This window comes from Mesorhizobium bavaricum, assembly GCF_056781655.1.
This window is the reverse complement of the sequence record NZ_CM165566.1, coordinates 1,713,152-1,730,715: the sequence shown is the minus strand read 5'-3', so window position 1 is coordinate 1,730,715 and position 17,564 is coordinate 1,713,152. Positions and strand designations below refer to the sequence as shown.

21 protein-coding genes are annotated in these 17,564 nt (G+C 60.5%); 16 read left to right on the top strand and 5 right to left on the bottom strand.

Annotated features, from left to right (window positions below; genetic code table 11):
* Positions 1-18: 18 nt before the first annotated feature.
* Positions 19-255 (bottom strand): hypothetical protein, encoded by a 237-nt coding sequence (locus AC1RZR_RS08495; protein WP_379095644.1) that lies wholly within the window; start codon positions 253-255, stop codon positions 19-21.
* 311 nt (positions 256-566) lie between these two features.
* Here AC1RZR_RS08495 and AC1RZR_RS08490 point away from each other — a divergent pair, with 311 nt between their 5' ends.
* Positions 567-782 carry a hypothetical protein gene (locus AC1RZR_RS08490; RefSeq protein ID WP_477269390.1) on the top strand — a complete coding sequence of 72 codons (216 nt, stop codon included), beginning with the start codon at positions 567-569 and terminating at the stop codon, positions 780-782.
* A gap of 43 nt (positions 783-825) precedes the next feature.
* Here AC1RZR_RS08490 and AC1RZR_RS08485 read toward each other — a convergent pair whose 3' ends face one another.
* The 3 genes from AC1RZR_RS08485 to AC1RZR_RS08475 form a co-directional block, all read right to left on the bottom strand.
* Positions 826-1,194 (bottom strand): UCP034077 family protein, encoded by a 369-nt coding sequence (locus AC1RZR_RS08485; protein WP_481828223.1) that lies wholly within the window; start codon positions 1,192-1,194, stop codon positions 826-828.
* A gap of 308 nt (positions 1,195-1,502) precedes the next feature.
* Entirely contained in the window at positions 1,503-2,336 is an 834-nt protein-coding gene (locus AC1RZR_RS08480; RefSeq protein ID WP_481828222.1) for a glutathione S-transferase family protein, read from the bottom strand.
* A 22-nt stretch (positions 2,337-2,358) separates the two neighbouring features.
* On the bottom strand, positions 2,359-2,940 hold the full coding sequence (locus AC1RZR_RS08475; RefSeq protein WP_481828221.1) for a VOC family protein: 582 nt from the start codon (positions 2,938-2,940) through the stop codon (positions 2,359-2,361).
* Between the two features lie 254 nt (positions 2,941-3,194).
* Between AC1RZR_RS08475 and AC1RZR_RS08470 the strand changes: the two genes are divergently transcribed.
* The 15 genes from AC1RZR_RS08470 (at position 3,195) to AC1RZR_RS08400 (ending at position 16,440) form a co-directional block, all read left to right on the top strand.
* Positions 3,195-4,694: a tyrosine-type recombinase/integrase gene (locus tag AC1RZR_RS08470; protein WP_481828220.1), complete on the top strand. Its 1,500-nt coding sequence runs from the start codon at positions 3,195-3,197 to the stop codon at positions 4,692-4,694.
* Positions 4,691-5,233, top strand: a complete 543-nt coding sequence (locus tag AC1RZR_RS08465; RefSeq protein WP_481828219.1) for a hypothetical protein — start codon at positions 4,691-4,693, stop codon at positions 5,231-5,233. The genes AC1RZR_RS08470 and AC1RZR_RS08465 overlap by 4 nt, the downstream gene beginning before the upstream one ends.
* A gap of 93 nt (positions 5,234-5,326) precedes the next feature.
* Positions 5,327-5,521 carry a MerR family transcriptional regulator gene (locus AC1RZR_RS08460; protein WP_481828218.1) on the top strand — a complete coding sequence of 65 codons (195 nt, stop codon included), beginning with the start codon at positions 5,327-5,329 and terminating at the stop codon, positions 5,519-5,521.
* Positions 5,522-5,701: 180 nt separating this feature from the next.
* On the top strand, positions 5,702-5,908 hold the full coding sequence (locus tag AC1RZR_RS08455; protein WP_481828217.1) for a hypothetical protein: 207 nt from the start codon (positions 5,702-5,704) through the stop codon (positions 5,906-5,908).
* Complete coding sequence (locus AC1RZR_RS08450; RefSeq protein ID WP_481828216.1) at positions 5,905-6,408, top strand: hypothetical protein; 504 nt, start codon at positions 5,905-5,907, stop codon at positions 6,406-6,408. The genes AC1RZR_RS08455 and AC1RZR_RS08450 overlap by 4 nt, the downstream gene beginning before the upstream one ends.
* Positions 6,405-7,634, top strand: coding sequence for an AAA family ATPase (locus AC1RZR_RS08445; protein ID WP_481828215.1), 1,230 nt, complete (start codon positions 6,405-6,407; stop codon positions 7,632-7,634). The genes AC1RZR_RS08450 and AC1RZR_RS08445 overlap by 4 nt, the downstream gene beginning before the upstream one ends.
* Before the next feature lie 472 nt (positions 7,635-8,106).
* The gene (locus tag AC1RZR_RS08440) at positions 8,107-8,409 is read left to right on the top strand and encodes a hypothetical protein (RefSeq protein ID WP_481828214.1); all 303 of its coding nucleotides are present in this window, start codon (positions 8,107-8,109) and stop codon (positions 8,407-8,409) included.
* Positions 8,406-9,824, top strand: coding sequence for a hypothetical protein (locus AC1RZR_RS08435; RefSeq protein ID WP_481828213.1), 1,419 nt, complete (start codon positions 8,406-8,408; stop codon positions 9,822-9,824). Before AC1RZR_RS08440 ends, AC1RZR_RS08435 begins: the two co-directional genes overlap by 4 nt.
* On the top strand, positions 9,824-10,141 hold the full coding sequence (locus tag AC1RZR_RS08430) for a hypothetical protein (protein ID WP_481828212.1): 318 nt from the start codon (positions 9,824-9,826) through the stop codon (positions 10,139-10,141). Before AC1RZR_RS08435 ends, AC1RZR_RS08430 begins: the two co-directional genes overlap by 1 nt.
* A gap of 80 nt (positions 10,142-10,221) precedes the next feature.
* Positions 10,222-10,605, top strand: coding sequence for a hypothetical protein (locus AC1RZR_RS08425; protein ID WP_481828211.1), 384 nt, complete (start codon positions 10,222-10,224; stop codon positions 10,603-10,605).
* A 114-nt stretch (positions 10,606-10,719) separates the two neighbouring features.
* Entirely contained in the window at positions 10,720-10,983 is a 264-nt protein-coding gene (locus AC1RZR_RS08420) for a hypothetical protein (RefSeq protein WP_481828210.1), read from the top strand.
* Positions 10,980-11,582: a hypothetical protein gene (locus AC1RZR_RS08415; protein WP_481828209.1), complete on the top strand. Its 603-nt coding sequence runs from the start codon at positions 10,980-10,982 to the stop codon at positions 11,580-11,582. Before AC1RZR_RS08420 ends, AC1RZR_RS08415 begins: the two co-directional genes overlap by 4 nt.
* A 207-nt stretch (positions 11,583-11,789) precedes the next feature.
* Positions 11,790-12,134: a hypothetical protein gene (locus tag AC1RZR_RS08410; protein ID WP_481828208.1), complete on the top strand. Its 345-nt coding sequence runs from the start codon at positions 11,790-11,792 to the stop codon at positions 12,132-12,134.
* 75 nt (positions 12,135-12,209) lie between these two features.
* Entirely contained in the window at positions 12,210-14,990 is a 2,781-nt protein-coding gene (locus AC1RZR_RS08405) for a hypothetical protein (protein WP_481828207.1), read from the top strand.
* 70 nt (positions 14,991-15,060) lie between these two features.
* Complete coding sequence (locus tag AC1RZR_RS08400) at positions 15,061-16,440, top strand: hypothetical protein (protein WP_481828206.1); 1,380 nt, start codon at positions 15,061-15,063, stop codon at positions 16,438-16,440.
* A gap of 26 nt (positions 16,441-16,466) precedes the next feature.
* On the opposite strand, the gene AC1RZR_RS08395 is transcribed toward AC1RZR_RS08400, so the two are convergent.
* A complete protein-coding gene (locus tag AC1RZR_RS08395; protein WP_481828205.1) occupies positions 16,467-17,279 on the bottom strand; it encodes a sterol desaturase family protein in 813 nt (270 codons plus the stop codon).
* Between the last annotated feature and the right edge of the window lie 285 nt (positions 17,280-17,564).

Below are 17,564 nucleotides of genomic sequence, written 5' to 3'. Positions count from 1 at the left end.
TGTCAGCAAGCTCTGTGTTCAGAGCGAGGCGGCGCCCTTTTTGGGCTCCTTCGCACCGAGCTTGTCGAGGGCAAAACGCACCTGGCGCAAATCGTCCTGCCAGCCGTCTTCGTCGCCCATCGAGCTCTCCGAGGCAGCCCGCTGCAGCCCACGCGCCTCGGATTCAATCTCGCGCAGTTCAGCGATTTTCTGTTCGGTGGTCAGGGAGCCGTCTTCGACGATCTCCAGCACCCGCATTTCCCTGAACGTGGCCATGGCGTTTCTCCTGCCTGATGTCGATCACAACGCCGTGAGCGCCCCTCTGTTCCAGACCAGGCTAATGTTCCAGCCAGATCGGGACAGCCCCTGCAACCAGCCTTCCGCCAATCGCCAAGGGCCAGCGGTCAGTTGCCCGGGAAGAAGGCTGGGCCAACCACGCGCACCTTCAGGCTGAGTTCCCAAACAATCCGGCAAGGCCGACGATCGCCGAGGGTCCGCAGCGCGATGGGGCGGAATCCGTCGTTACCGCCCGCTGCCTTTGAAACCTTTGCCCGACCTTCAGCGTTGATGGCCAAAGGAGAACGCAGATGTCGATCCACTTCACGGTCTCGGACCTGACAAGAAACCTGTTTCACTCGCTGGGGCTGGATCACGAGCGCGCGCCAAGGCCTCTCAACGCCGAGCAAAGGCTGTTGCTGGAATGCTATCTGGCCGGCCATGTCCCGGAATCGGCCTGGAACGACTACGTCTTCGAGACGCCTGACCTGGCCCGGCATGCCGAGGCAAGGCGCAATCATCACTGAGCCGCCACGGGCCGCGAGCACCACCCCTGAGGTGCTTGTTGGCTTACTTGGGGGAAGCGAATTGCAACGTGAACACGTTGCCGGCGACCCCTTGCGCCAGCTTCGGTGAGAAGGTCAGGGGCAAGCAATTCTGCAGGGCCGTTGTTGCGGCATCGACAAATGACTTTTTCGCATTGGCGTCGCCGTTGACCTTGATGGCTGTCGGCCTCGGCGGGCCGATCAGCGTGCCGTCCCGCTTGAAGCTGAAGCTCAAGGTAACGCTGGCAGTCCCGGCATCCGCCGGTGGCGTCCAGCACGCCTGGATCGCGGCGCCGACATCGCTCATTGTGTTGAGTTCAGCGGCATTGGAAGGATGAACAGCGCCCGCCAGCATCACGCCCGCAATCGCAACCTGCCTCGCAACGCTTTTCATCGCCAGCCCTCGTCTCACTCCTGACCGGCAATCCATGCCGGACTGCCGAAATGGATGGTAGGGCCAACGCCGGCAATGACAATATCTCTCGGCAAAAGTTGACGCCAAAAAAGCGACGCCCGACGAGGCTTGCGTGGCCTTATCCCTGCTCGATCGTGTCCGGCGATAACGTGCGAAAGCAAAAAGGCCGGCATTGCGCCGACCTTTCCTTCCACCTCGGCGCCAGTACATCCGTGGTCGGGGGGGTGAATTATCGGCAGTAGACAGGGCTTTGGTTAACGAATCCTTAACCTCAGGTCCCCTTAACCTCAGGCTTGGGCCTGCGACTTCACATGGGCGATGTAGCCGCGCACGTCGCCGGCCGGCTCGCTATAGGCCTTGCCGAGCGCCTTCTCGATCGCCGCCATATATTCCTTGGCCCATTTGGGCAGTGGATAGTCGATGACCGCCAGGAACTCGAGTGTCGCCGCCAGGCGGATGTCGGCGATCGACGGGCTCTTGCCGCCGATGAACGGCTTGCCGTCCCTGAAAAAGCTGTGGAAGACATCCAGCGGCTCGGCGATCGCGGCCATCGCGGCCTTCTGGGCTTCGGACTTCTTGTCTGGGTGGGCGTCGCTGTGGCCGACCTCGCCGGCATATTGCGGAAAGCCGAGGAACGGATAGGTGGCGCGCGCCACATAGGGGTAGAGCGTACCGACCAGGTAGAACATGGCACTATCGATCATCGCCCGCTTGGCCGGCGCTTTAGGGTAGAATTTCTCCAGCCCGTGTTTGTTGGCGAGGTATTGCATGATGGCGCAACTCTCCCACAACACGCCTCTGGGAAGGCCCTTGTCCTCGATCATTGGCGTCAAATGCGAGGGGTTTCGCGCCGTGAATTCCGGCGAACGGGTGTGGCCCCAGGCATCGGTCTCGTCGGCACCCAGCCCGGCCGCGCGCGCGAACACGCGAACGGTCATGTTGTTGACGCTCGGCTTCAGCATGCTGAGCTTCACGCCGGGTTTCTTCCCCGGCTTCGCCTTGGCCTTCGCAGCGGGCTTGGCCGCTGCCTTGGCCGCCGGCTTTGCCGCCGCTTTCGCCGCCGGCTTGGCGGCTGCCTTGGCCGCGGGTTTCTTCAGGCTCTTCGTCGCTGTCTTGGCCATTTGTTCCTCCCTCTGGTTTTGTTCAGTATGGGTTCTTCGGTGCCCGGTCATCCGACAAGGTTGCGCGGGAACGCTCTACCAGCGCCTGGATCGCATCGGCGAGATGCACTTCGGCAATATTGTAGTCGCCGCGCGCGACACGCAGCCTGTGCGCTTCCATCAGCACGTCGGCATGGGTGAAGCCCGCCGGCGGCTCGAAGCGGTAGGAGGCGAGCTCGATCAGCAGGCCGAGCGTATCCTCGAAATAGATCGAATCCATGAAGCCGCGATCCTTGACGCCGCTGTGCTTGATGCCGCGCTCGTCGAGCCGGGCAACCGCCTGCAGGAAGGTGACGCGCGACACCGAAAAGGCGATGTGATGGACGCAACCCGGATCGGTCGGCGTGCGTCGCTTCTCCGGCGTGCGGCTCTCGTCGGTGAAGATGGTGATCAGCCGGCCGTCGCCCGGATCGAAATAGAGGTGGCTTTCCCTGGGCTTGTCGAGATTGGGCTGTTCGAAGATGAACGGCATGCCGAGCACGCCTTCCCAGAAATCGATCGAGGTCTGGCGCCCGGCGCCGACCAGCGTGATGTGATGGACACCCTGCGATTGCAGTTTCTGCATTGGCCTTCCTCCCCGCGCGGCATCACCTGCCGGTCTGGACCTGGTCAGGGTCTGACGTTCTGCGCGCCGTTTGAGCCGTGCCTCGATCCATGATGCGAATGCTAATGCAATCGGCCCCGCTGCGCCAGAAGCGACGAATGCCGCCTGGATTGAACGATCGTTGGAGACGGAAATCCTTGGTACGCCCAAGGGGAATCGAACCCCTGTTCCCGCCGTGAGAGGGCTGACTTTACGAGGCTCCGACGTTCGCGTTAGTGCGCAGAAGTTCTTATTTTACAAGGCTTTCGTTCTCTATCGTTCACCTCTGTACACGGACGTATATTCGACGTATATTCGACGTGTTTTCAAATCAACACGGCGGAAACACGATGGCAAAGACCCTCAAGGAAGCCCCAATCACCACGGCAAGCGCCCGCTCGAAACTGGCGGCCGGCGAATATCCCCGGCGCCTCGATGCAGACGCGGCTGTCTGGTATCGCAAGGGCAAGCGCGGCGGTGTCTGGTTTGCGCGCTGGCGCAATTGGGGCGAAGGTGCCAACTACCTTCAGTCATCTGTTGGTCCGGCGAACGACGTCAACGACAAGCCGACTGACGGTCTGCTGACCTTTCCACAAGCAGAGACGCAGGCACGCCAGATCGTTCAACAGGCCCGCCAGGAGCAAAAAGCCGCCGCCGCCGGCCCCGCTCTTACCGTTCGTGGCGCCGTCGAAACCTACATTGCCGAGCGCGATGCGCGGGACGGCCGCAGAAAGGGCCGTGCGGTACGCTCTGACGCCGGTCAGCGGCTCAGGCGGTATGTGCTCGGGCAGGACAAGCGCGGCAATCAGGAGGCTATTCCCGCCGCCCCGCTGGCGACGGTGATCTTGCACATGTTGAAGGAAAGCGACCTCCTGAGGTGGCGGGCAGACTTGCCCGAAGAATTGAAGGGCTCGACCGAGCAGCGGCTGATCAACGATCTGAAGGCAGCGCTTAACGGCGCCTATTCCACGCACCGGGAGCGGCTGGAGCCGACATTGCCGGCCATCATCAAGCATGGGCTTAAGGCCGAGAAGTCGGACAGCGACGACGCCGTACCACTCGCCCGCGACAACCAGATTTTGACCGCCGCTCAAGTGGGGACGGTGATCAGCGCCGCCCGCAAGATCGATGCTGAACAAGATTGGGATGGTGATCTGTTTCGTTTCGTTGTGGTGCTCGCGGCGACAGGAGCACGGTTTTCACAGATCGCCCGCATGAAGGTCGGCGACGTACAGAGACCCCAAGGCCGGTTGATGATTCCAAGCTCTCGCAAGGGCAGAGGAGGCAAGATTGCCAGCATACCCTATCCAGTCGGCAAGGACGTATTGGACGCGCTGCTGCCTGCCACCGCAGGCCGGGGCAATGGTGAAATCCTGCTGGAGCGATGGCGCAGCAAACAGGTTGCCGGTTCGATAGGATGGGAACGCGCTGGCCGCGCCGGGTGGCAGTCTTCGAGCGAATTGCAACGGCCCTGGAACGAAGTCCGGCAGCGGGCCGGAATGCCAGCGGTGATCCCTTACGGCCTGCGGCATAGTTCGATCGTGCGAGGCATCCGGGCAAACCTGCCAATCAGGCTTGTGGCAGCGCTTCATGACACTTCAGTGCCGATGATCGAAAGGCACTACGGCCGATGGATTGTTGACGGCCTCGAAGATCTTGCCGCCGCCGCCGTTGTGCCACTGGTTCCGCAGGATAATGGCGCCCGCGTGGTTCAGTTGAGAGGCGGGGCTATATGAGCCACCTCCCCCTCTTGGAAGCTTTGGAAAAGGCGGCAGCAACGTGGTTTCCCACCGGTGGCAGTCCGGAAGAGGGCGAGCAAGCCGTGAACAAGTTCCTTGGTATGCTTCGAACCGGCAATTTGACCGTCTATTACTTCGACATTGTGCGGACGCGCCAAACCATCGGAGCAAGCTTCTGGCAGCCGCCCGAGGCCGTTGCCGATCTGGCAGACGGGCGATATTGGCCGTTCGGGCGGCCGGAAAAGTGGTACGAGAACCGCCCGAACCATCAAATGCTTGTCGATGCCGATGAATTGCAGCTTGCGATGTCACCCGGCCGCAACGAGACCGTGGCGGCGGAAAACGACTGCTGGAAATGGCTCCATGCCGAAATGTCCGCTTCTCCGGCATTGAACCCACGAACGAAAGAGGGTTGGCGAACTGAAGCAACCGACAGGTTCAAAGTCGGCAAGAACGCCTTTGACCGAGCTTGGGCACGCGCTATCACGTCATCCGGTTCCGTTTGGGGCGAGTCCGGTCGGAAATCGGCTCACTGAAATCAACCCACCAGTTTAATCGCACCGGCTATTTCTCGGGTCGCTCATTCACAACATTGCCCATGAACTTCAACACGTTCATGGAGCACTGCAATGGACGACTACCACCACAAAATCGGCCTCACAATCGAGGAAGCAGTTGATCGCTCCGGCATCGGCCGCACGAAGATTTTCGAGGCAATCAAGCTGGGCAAACTGACGGCAAGGAAGGCCGGCCGCCGCACGATCATCCTCAACGAGGAGCTTTCCGACTATCTAAAGTCGCTTCCGGTGAGGGAGGCCGCTTGATGACCGGCCTCTGTCATGTCTCGGAGCAGGCTATCACCACTGCAGCGGAATGGCTTGCCCGCACCCCACGCGAGCGCATCGGGACGCCGATTGTTCCGACCTTGCGGAATCAGTTTGGCCTTACCGTCGAAGGCGCTATCGAGGCTATCAGAGAGGCCCAGGCGCTAAGGAGCGGCGCCAATGCTGCATCCTGAAAAGCGAAACCCCAGCGCTGCTAACGCCGGGGTCGCTCTAAATATCAAGGCGCAGGGCAGCACAATTGACACTTCGGAAATTAACTGGAAACCAGTTGATTTTCAAGCGAAACGATTGCAGGCCCGTTTTCATATCTCGTGGCCGCTGGCGGTGATCACCGCAGAGCATATCTATGGGCGGGCACCCGCATGATCGCGACGCTCGACACTCCACACCAGCAGCACATTGACTGGCTCCTGAAGAACGGCGTCACGACGCCTGCGATGGTCAACCCGTTGGCGATCCTGCTTGCTCGTGGCGAGCGAGCTCGTGATGGTTGGTTCGAAGCCGATGAGGCTGGCCCCTTCTGGTTTGTGTTTGATGAACCGGAAGACGTTGTCTTCTGGCAACCCCGCACTGGTCAGCTTGCCACCCATGAAGGCCGCGCTTTCGCTCTCGGCGAGGATGCGATCTGTAATCCTTGGACGTTCAGTTTCGACGGCCATCTGAACATCTTCGCAAACCCCCTCGATTGGCTTCGGGCAAAGCGAGACGGGATTGTCGTTCTCGACTGGACGCGGGCATTCGATCGGCTGCGGGACTGCCCCAGGATCTCCGTCGCCGAAGAGTGTCTGTTTCTCTATCGCCGGCACATGCACCCGCCGCAACTGCCTGAACTATACGTCCAGGCCGGCAGGATGGCGGTTGCATGAACAATTCCGTCATCCCGATCGAAGAATATGACGCGGCATACCGTGGCGTCGACTATGACGGCAAGCCGGCTCAGGCTCAGTTCCGGCTTACAGCAGCGCCTTTCGTGTGGCGCGATCCGACCGACATCCCGCCACGGAGATGGCTGTTCGGCGGGCACTACATTCGCGGCTACGTCACCGGCACGGTGGCTCCCGGCGGCATGGGCAAAACGTCTGTTGTACAGACCGAAGCCCTGTCAATGGTCACAGGCCGCGATATTCTCGGAATCAAGCCAGTCCTGGCATCGCTCAAAGCCTGGATATGGAACCTGGAAGATCCGACCGAAGAGGTGGAACGACGCTTTGCTGCCTCAGTCGTTCACCACGGCATCGACCCGCAAACCCTCGCCGGCAGGATGTTTGTCAACTCCGGCCGCGACACGCCCTTAGTGATCGCCCGCAAGGTCAAGGATGCGATCACGGTCGCCGAGCCGGTCATTGATGCCCTGGTCGCCGAGATCGTCGCCAACGGGATCGACGTGCTGATAATCGACCCGTTCGTCAGCAGCCATGGCCTTCCCGAGAACGACAATGCGGCGATCGACGCCGCCGTGAAGGCGTGGGGGCGTGTTGCTGGTCGCGGCAACTGTTCAGTCGAACTGGTGCACCATGCGCGCAAGCTCAATGGCGATGCAATATCGGCTGACAGCGCACGAGGCGGCAGCGCCTTTGTGGATGGCTGCAGGGCGGTGCGCGTTATCAACCGCATGTCCGACGAGGAAGCGTCTCGGCTTGGCGTTGCCGAGCCTAGGCGGTTTTTCTACATGCTCGCCGATAAGCAGAACATGGCGCCACCAGCGGACAAGCGCGACTGGTATCAACTCGTCTCTGTGCCGCTGGCCAACGGTGACAACGTTGCAGCCGTGGATAAGTGGACGCCGCCTAACCCGTTCGATGATGTCACGCCCGATCACCTGCGGCGCGTCCAGGCACTCTTTGCCGCCAGCGATTATCGCGAAAGCGATCAGTCACCGGAATGGGGCGGCTATGCCGTGGCCACCGTGCTAGCCCTCGATGCTGGCAACGGCAGAAAGGCAAGCGAGCGAACAGGGGCACAGAAAGCCGCCAGATCCAAGGTCAAGGGCATCCTGCGGACATGGCAGGACAACGGCGCAATCATCACGGAGATGCGTCAGGACGCCAAGCGTATGGACAAGCTGTTCTATGCCTGCGGTGAACCAGCATGAGAGCCGGCGGAAAACTTTTCCGTGGCCTCCTGCCGCACTGCCTCACCCCCAAGTGCGGCAAGGTGCGGCAACTGCGGCAAATGCACTGCCTCACCACCACCCTTATAGGGGTGTGGGGTGGGGCGGGGCAGGCAAGCAGGGCAAACTTCAGGTGCGGCAAAAGGTGGGCCCAAGACACGCCCCGCCCAAGACACGCCCCAGCAACGCTACTTTTCCCGAGAGAGCCACAAGAGGGCTCCGTCAACCCTGCCAAAGAACTGGTCGCATCGCATGTCTTCGCCGTGCAAAGGCGGAAACAGTACGCTGCCGAACGTAGGCGAACGTTTGAAATCAATGACTTAGGTTTCGCCTCATGATACATATCGCATATATGTCGAATAAGGAGCCTTTTGAAGTGCTCGCCAATACCCAAGCCATAGCCGCCGCAAAGGTAGCCGAAAGCCCTGCGAATAGCCGGCCATTAGCGATTGACATGCTCGATCGGCGTACGCGCGAATGGCGGCGGCGTGGCGAGTTGATCGCCGTCTTCACCGCAGCACTTGCCGGGAACGCCGTTTCGCCCATCCTGGCAGCCAAGATCGAAACTGCCGCAGAGCTTGCCGTCGTCGCCGAGATGACCCGCGCAAGCTTCATGGCTGGGTCTGGGGCCGTGGCCGATGATGTCGTGCGCACTGCAAACCAGGCCGCGAAGGCAGAGAAGGCGCTCGGCATCGCCGCTCGCACCAAGCCGCAGAAGCCGAGCCTCAACACCTACCTGTCAGGCGCCGGTGCATGAAGCCACGCGTCACAATGAGGCATGCGCTCACCGACCCGCAGTTGCTCGGCGGCGCCCTTCCCGGTGAAAGCTGGGCGATCTGGCGCACGCTGCTAATCGCAGCCATGGGAGAGGCTCTAACCGATGACGAGCGTGCGGCCTTCACTGCCATCACCGGCCTTGAGCGGGAGTCGCTGGAGCGCGTTGACGAGCTTTGGGCGATCGTCGGCCGCCGAGGCGGCAAGACCCGCGCTGCTGGCACGTTGGCGGCCTATGTAGGCGGCCTGTGCGACCATTCCGAGTATCTCGCGCCCGGCGAGCGTGGTGTGATCCCGATCCTCGCCGCGAGCACGGCACAGGCGGGCAGGGCCTTCATGCATGCAAAGGGCATCCTGCAGCATTCGCCGGTTCTCTCGGCGGAGATAGACGGCGAGCCTACGGCTGACACAATTCGGCTCACCACTGCCATCGATATCGAGGTGAGGCCCGCCAACTTCCGGACGGTGCGATCGATAACCGCCGTCGCAGTGATCGCCGACGAGATAGCCTTCTGGTCAATCGAAGGGGCGGCAAACCCAGACACTGAGATCCTGAACGCAGTCCGGCCATCGCTGGCCACGACAGGTGGGCCGATGATGGTCATATCGAGCCCGTATGCCCGCAAGGGTGAACTCTGGACCACCTATCGCAAATACTACGGTCCGGAAGGCGCCGATCCGCTGATATTGGTGGCGAAGGGACCAAGCACGACGTTCAACCCGCTCTTGCCGCAAAGAGTGGTTGAACGTGCCTATGAACGGGACGAGGCTGCGGCCAAGGCTGAGTACGGCGGCGAGTTCCGCAACGATATCGAGGCACTGCTGACCCGTGAGGCTGTCGAGGCGGTGACGATCAAAGGCATGCTCGAGCGGCCACGCATGTCAGGGCACGGCTACTTCGCCTTTGTAGACCCATCGGGCGGCTCAGCAGATAGCTTCACGATGGCGATTGGCCACAAGGAGGGCCTCGATAACCCGCACGCCTTCATCGACGCGGTGAGGGAGCGCAAGCCGCCATTCTCGCCCGAGCAGGTGGTGGTCGACTTCGCCACGCTGCTCAAATCATACGGCATCACGACCGTCCAGGGAGACCGCTATGCCGGCGAGTGGCCTCGTGAGCAGTTTCGCAAGAACGGCATTCAGTACGAGCTTTCCGATCTCAACAAATCCGAGCTCTACCGCGATCTGGTCCCGGTCATCAATTCGCAGTCCTGCAGCCTGCTCGATATCGACAAGCTCGCGTTGCAGTTGATTGGACTGGAGAGGCGCACCGCCCGAGGCGGTCGCGACAGCATTGACCACCCGCCTGGCGGCCATGATGACGTAGCGAACGCTGTTGCCGGCGTGCTGTCGCGGATCATGTCGCGTCAGTCGAGCTACACCCTGGATCATGTCTGATGAGATCAAGCGTCGTCCACCTTACAGCGCCAGAAACAGAGCGCTATTCCCGCGCGGTGCTTATGCGCCACGATGACATCATTGGCGTTAAGGCGGCTGCCGACCACGCTCATCGAGACGACAAGACAATCCGGCGCTGGTGCAAACTACATGGCATTGGCCGTCAGGCAGGCCGCAATGCGCCCCTGGAGATAAGCAGGATCGGACTGGAGATGGTCATGCATGGTGACTGGCAGGCTCTGGAACTGCTCAGGGCCGGGCAGCGGACCCATCCCGACGTTATGACGTATTTCGATTTCGTCGGGGTCGCGCCTTAAATCCTGGAAGCTGTTCGAACCGAGAACTAGGTGATAGGCGTTTAGCACTGGCTGAACCCTATTCGAATGAGGGCATCGCATTGGTTCCCATTTTCCTCGACCCGGTATTGCTCGCACCACTTGCCCTTTGGCTCTACCATGTAAGAAATCTGGCCTGGCAGGTGGTCGGAGCAATAATCATCGGGGCGGCGTATGCAGCACTTTCGATCAAAATTTTATATATACACGCGGCTCCCGAAGCTGTTGTCGCCGCCGCAGTCTTATCGTCTTTGCTCATTACCGCACTTGTTCGGGTCGCGACGGCTTATTCGCCACCCGTCATTGAATGGTTCTCTGCAAACCCGCTTCGCCGATCTTTAGGTCTGGCGATTCTGGTCGCCGTTGGTCTGGCTGCGGTTATCGCCCCCGGAGCAATAATGGCAACACAGGTCCAGAATCAAATAGCCGCCAAGCAGGCCGGCTAAGCCACTGAAGTTTGCGGCAACCAAATGTCCGCACATGCCCATCCATGTCCAATCCCCAAGATGATGGAGCCATGATCTCTTAGCCCGATCGAAATCGAATCGGGATTTTAAGAGATGGCTCTTACCCCTACCAATCAGACCCGGAAGGCCGATGACATCGTTGCCGTCGCGCTCAATGGCGGCCGCGTCACGTTCGGCTTTCGCGCCGCGCTTTTCGAGGCCGCCGCGCGCGCCGGCGTCAGTGTGAACGAATTCGTCTTGCAGTCCGCCGCCGAAAAGCTGGTCGCTGCCGGCCTTGACTTCCCAGGCGTCTTCCATCCCGGCGATATCGACGCCCACAACGACAACCATGGACAGAAGGCAAGGCGCAAAGCATGAACGCGACCATTTCCCTCGATGATCGGATTGCCGCAGCCTTTACCGGCTCGCCGACCTCTGCCGACCTTGCCGCGCTGCTCCAGGCCGTAGGCGCCGCCGATGCCAAGGCAAAGGCGGACCACGCTGCAGCCAAGGAACGGGCGCTCGACCCCGTCATACCAGCCGCCGACGTCGCGAAGGCACGAAAGGCGATGGAAGACAGCGAATTCTCTTCCGCCCGAATGAGCACCGCTACGGCGCGGCTCAACGAACTGCTTGCGACGGCAAAGGCTCGCGAAGCGGAGGAAGCCAGAAAGCAGGAAATGGCCGCTGCCATAGTCGAGCGTGACGCGCTCGCCACCGACCTGGCCAGGGAATATCCAGAGATCGAGCGAAAGCTTGTCGACCTCATGTCTCGCCTGGCGGCGAACAATGATCGCCTCGCCCGCGCAAGCGGTGGCGCCGTGGTGCGAACAGCCGAGGGCATCGCGCGCCGCGCACCAGAGAGTTTCGAGGTGCAGCCCGCTTATTCCATGCCGCAGCTGGCTCTGGCGCTGAAACTGCCGTCGTTCTTCGGTTCCCAGCAAGGCTACGCCTGGCCAAAGTTATCGGGGCGCTGAGATGTCGTTGCCCATCTCAGATTTCCCGATATGCGCGGGAGGGGAGTTTGCTTGTTCCTTTCGCCCCTCCCGCAAACCGCTCGTCGATGGTGATCAGCAATGACGATTATTAGCGACAAATGCACCTCAGCTTGCCGATCAGGCGCCTGCGATTGTGGCGCGCTGGTCAGCGATGTCCTGCAGAACCGGACGTTCCACATCCCCCTCATGATGAAGGACGGCGCCCCTTCGCAACCTGAAAGAAAGATCTTCGATATGATGACCGATGCCGAAAAGCGAACGATGAAGGACAGCGTCAAGGGCATGCCTTTGTACAAAGCGGCAGCCCTGCCGATCTATGACGGTGTGCGCGGCAGTTTCGCGGCTGGCCGGCCGGCGCCAGAATACTACGCCATCGTAGACGGAGCCTCGTGCGGCGATGCCCTCGGCGGTCGCGAGAGAAGCTTCGCCAACATCGACGCCGCGGCCCAATCGATCGCAGCTCGTCAACAGCGCGATTACGATCTCACCAACGCTTGGCGCACTCCAGTGAACGACAACAAGGGCCGTTGATCCACAATGGCAGAAGAACCAGCCGGCTCAGTCAACATCGACATCAAGGGCAATCTTGCGCCGTTTGAACAAGCGTTGGCAAAAGCCAAGCAGATGGCCGACCAGTTCGATGCCCAAATTAGCCAAAAGCTTTCCGGTGCCGGGGTCTCTGCAGGCCTGGCCAAGATTTCGGCCGGGATCGAAAAAACCAACGAACTTCTGGCGCGTATGACTGGCACGACCAAGGCGACGGCATCCGCCTTGTCGAATGTCGCCGACGAGGCCACCAAGGCCAACGCGGCGCTGAAGACCATCGATGTCACCACGACCGCTGCGAGCACGTCAGCGACCAGGCTGAACGCCGCGCTTGCCACGAACATGGCCACCACCAAGGCCGGCTTCGCTGGGCAGGCTGGCGTCATCAAGGGTGTTGCCGAGGAAACGGAGCACCTTGGCACCGCCGGTCGGCTTGGTGCCACCCAGATGGCATCCCTAGGCCATTCCGCACGGTCCGCGATCGAAAGCCTCGCCTTGGGCGTGCCGGTAACACAGGCGCTCACCGCTCAGGCCAACCATCTTTCCTACGCCTTCAGCGGCCCGCAAGGTGTCATTGCCGCCTCCGCTGGCGCGAGAGCGGCCTTTGCCGGATGGCTCACTTCCGTGCCTGGCCTTCTGACAGGTGCCGGCATCGCGGCGGTTGCCGGCGTGGCTGCGTATGTCATCGAGGCCCGCAACAGCATCAAGAGCGTTGACGAGGTGTTGTCCGAGCACAAGTCGTTGATTGACGAAATTGCGGCTGCCTATCCAGAAGCGGGGAAGGCTGCTGCTTCATATGCCGAAGCGGCCAAGCGCATTCCGCAATCCGTCGCTACCGCCGACATTGTTGAGCAGGCCAAGGAAAACAAAAAGACCCTGGACGACCTGATGGGCAGTCTCTCGACTCGGGTTAAGTTGCTGAGCGAGGAATGGGGTCTCGTCGGCTCGGCCGGCACAAAGGCGTTCGGCGACCTGGCTCAGATCGCCAATTCGGGCGCTGCGGACGCGGCTGATCGGCTCGAGAGCGCTCTAGGCCGTATGCGCATCGATCCGAGTTTGAATGAGAATGCGCGCCAGTTCGCGAAGGAACTGCAGGGTGATGCCACGGCGGCAGCGGCGCTTCAGGATGCCTTGAATGAGAAGAACGCCATCAAGGATATCGTTGCCGATGGCAAGAAGGCGGCGCAAACGCTGTTCGATGTCAGCAAGGGCTTTGGCGACGTTTCAGCCAAAGCCGGTGGCGCGGATGCGATCATCGGCAAGTTTTTTGGCACTCTGAACTCAGGCGATCGCTTTGGCGTGACACGTTCGATTGCGGATCAGTTCGGAAGCCAACTCACAGGCCAGCTTCAGGCCACTGTCGGCATGTTCCAGACCGTCGACCAGGCAGTGCAGGAAGCAAGGCAGAACCAGCTAGCCGGTATGGTCCAGCTTCAAGCGCAGTTCCACGCTACGACCACTGAGGTTGACGTCCTGAAGCAGGCGCTCGCCACGGCCGGCGGCAAAGACAACATCGGTGCATTCTTCGGCGACGTGTCGAACATCGCCAACGCCAACGCAGAGATCGAGAACTCGGTCTCGACAGTCCAGAGGCTGTTTGCCGCGATGGCCACCGGCAACACCAGTGTCAACGCTGTAAGCCAGGGCCTCGAAATGATCAGGCAAACCCTGATCAACGACGGCTTCCCCGTCGATAGGGTCGATGCCTTCTTGAACCGGTTGGTTGGGGTCAATCAGCAGCTTGTCGCCGATCAGAGCCAGGTGCATCAGCTTGGCGCGGCGATCAACGCGCTCAAGGACAAAACGGTCAATATCACCGTTGTAACGCGCAAAGTCGGTTCCGGGACGCAAACCTCCAATCAAGTTCCAACCACCTACGGCGGGGCGGAAAGCGCCGGCACCGGCTCCAGCTATGGCGTGAGCGGTTCCAGCGGTGTCAACGTCACGCGCTTTAGCAGCAACGGCTCGCCGGTTTCACAGACGCCGATCTTCAACACGTCAACGAACTCGTGGGGCTACACCCAGCCCACGACCTATCAAGATCCGACTGTGCTGAAGCAAGTGCACGACATGTATGGCTTCGACAGAGGCGGTATGATCCACCCGGGCGACAGTCAGCAAGTTTCGTTCTTCAAGTCGCCGGATGAGGCCGTGGCTATCCTGACACCAGGCCAGCGCTCGGCTCTGGCCGATCCGCAATCCGCCTTCACCGGACAAGTGGCCACGCGCGAGACGGATCGCATGTGGCAGACTCAACTGAACATCGAAAGCAATACCAGGGAAACCGCCGCGCTGCTCGATGATATCAAGGTGAAAAGCGCCGTCAGCAGCTCGGGCCTGTCGTCGGGTTCGTCCTATGGCGGAACGTCATCTGGTGGCGCCACCACTGACCGCAGCGAGCGCGATACCTATTTCAACCAGGTGCTCAACGATGCCAAGGCCAACTATCAGAACGCAAGGGCGGCGGGCGGCGGCGACGGCATCCTTGGCTATGGCTTGGGCGGTCTGTCCGCCACCCCGTTCCAGATCGCTCTTAACCTCACGAAACAGAAATACGGGTTCGATAGCGGTGGAATGATCGCGCCTGGTGACAGCCAAAAGGTTGAATTTTTCAAGAACCCGAATGAGCGCGTCATCGTGGCTCGTCCAGACCAGTTCGAGGACCGGCGCTCAACTGGCTCGTCCACATCGTCCGACAGCACCAGCCAGCGTCCGATCCAAGTGACAATACCAATCACCGTCCAATCTGGCGCCCAAGTAAACAGGGACAGCATCGCCGAGATGCGCAGGCAAGCGTCGCTTGCGGTTCGCGATGCAATGAGGGGCATCAATGGTCGCTAGCGCTTGGCTCGCCTTTGCGCTCTCCGCTGGCGTCGTCCTGGCGCTGGCTTGGCCCTTCTAGGAGATCACCATGTTCATTCAGATGCTAGGCGGTCGCGGCAAGGGCGCAGTGGTCTCAATAGGCGGCGGCAATGGCGACAGCGACGGAGGATTTATCGACCCCCCAATTGTCACCACGACGGCCAGCGGCAACACGACTGTCACCGGCAAAGTGAAACCCGGCTCTTTCGGGAAATTCGTTTATCCCATGGCTTCTATTGCCGCCGGCAGACAGTACACGTTTCGCACGACCGCTAGTTTTTCCCAGCTCTCCAAACAGGGCAAGCTTGCAATGGTCGGGTTTGGGGTCAAGAACGGGAATGATTTCCACCTTGCCGGCCTTCGTGGCGACGGCTCGACCGGCTGCACGGTCTATGAAGTTTATGGCACGCCTCCCAATGGCTGGAACAAGGAGACAGGCCACACAACGGCAGATAGCGGCGCTCCGGCCCATGGAACGCAGTACAGCGCCTATCATCGCCTGACGACCTCCGCAGGCGGCACGACGGCTGATTATGCCACGTCGGCCGATGGCGTGGCCTGGACTGAGGAGCTTTCCGACTTCGCCTTGACGCCGTTCACCAACGTCTCCGGGGTTGCCACGTTCGGCATCGCACTTTGGTTCAACAACTCAGACGCCGGGCAATTCTCGATCCTCATCGATCAGTTTGCCGATGCTGCGGCGCCATCCTTTGCGCTCGACGGTCTCACGCCGACTGCTGCATGGTCAGTTGGCCGTGATCTGGCAGCCGCTTTCGTCGGAAGCGCCCGCTACACGACGGCAACCGGCATAAACAGTCTAAAGGATCAAACCGGCAACGCCCGCAACCTCGACGTTGCATCAGGGCCAGCGCAGCCGATCGTCACCACGGATGGACCGAACAGTCGCGCTTGCGCGGACTTCAATGGTTCCAGCATGACCCTGTTCGGGGCTGCCTCCAGCAATTTCATTACGTCAACTGGCGGTTACATGATCGCCAGCTTCGTTGCTGACGCAATCACCCAGAACGATGCAAACGCTTCGCACAATCACCTGATCCTTGGGTGTTCCAACGCGCAGTTCGGTCTCAATCTCCAGAACACCGCAGGCACTCCCGAGACGGTCCATTCCGTCATGTTCAACGGCACTACGCTGTATCTCGCATCGAGCGCAGCAATTACTGTCGGCACTGCCTACGTGGTCGAGTGGCGGTACGATGGCAATTTCGTCTACCTTCGGGTTAACGGCGGGACGGAAATAGCAACTGCAACAACGGGCGGCATCAACACGGTCTATGCCTTCACCATGGGCGGCAACGGCTACCTGATGAACGGCAAGGTGTTTGAGGCTGCAACCTTCGGTGCGACGATCCCGACACAGGGCCAACGTGATGCGCTGGTGGCCAATTTCAAGACCTGGCTCGGGATATAGAAGGGACGGCGCGACGAACGCCAAGATCAAGGCATCCTAGTTTCGACTTCCCCTGCTGCGTCCGCCACCGGCCTCGGGTTAGCGTTTTTTGCGAACGGGTAGGCGTATTGGCCAAGGTAGCTTGAAGGCACCGGGTCATCGATGCCGTACTTCTCCGGAGTCGATGTTCCGGGAATGCGATAGGTGCCAAAGATGACATCGAGGATGGAGAGCTGGGCGGCGAAATTGGTGTCATAGGCCTCCCGCTCGTTGGCGTGGTGCCAGTGATGGAACTGCGGCCCGGCGATGATCCACTTGAGTGGACCCATCGGCAACCGAACGTTAGCATGCAGGAGCATAGCCTGAGCCCGGCCAATCAAGGCAAATATCGCGATGGCCTCCAGCGAAAATCCTAGGAAGAAGATCGGAACCACCGAGACAGCCTTTGTGGCGATAAGGTCCACAGGATGCGAGTGGAAGGCCGCCAGCCAGTCCAGTTCCTCGATGCCGTGGTGGATTGCATGGAACTTCCAAAGCCACGGAATCTCGTGGAAGGCGCGGTGGGCAACATAGAGGCCGATATCTGCAATCACGGTCACTTCGACGACCTGGAGCCAGAGCGGTTGGCCGCTTACCGCCTGCGATAGAACGGCAGGGGTCAGCACCGATGCGGCACCGATAGCTCCCGCTGTTATCAGGAGGAAGGCAAACTTCAGGATGAAGCTGTTGAAGATCGCGTAGACGAGGTCGACGCCTAAGCCTTTGCGAAGAATCTTGATTGGTCGCTCGGCAAATAGCTGCTCTAGCGGGATGAAGATCAGCGCGCAGATCAGCAACCCTTTGATGCCAAAAATGTCCACACGAGCGTTCCCCACCCGCACTAATTGAACCACCTACCCGCCCCGCACGCAAGCGGATGGTTACCGGGTAGTTAACAACAGTAAGCGGGAGCTTTCGGGCCTTTAACCTATAGCGTGACGCTCGCCCCACATGCCTGCATCGGGAAGGGGTCGAACCTCCGATGTTGACGACCTGTCGACAAGTGCTACCACAATGCCAAGGCCTAACGCGAAGGCTCCAGCGAGCACGAAGAAGGTGACACCGATTCTAGCGTTGTGCTGATTGCTTTCCAGAGCCTTGGCGAG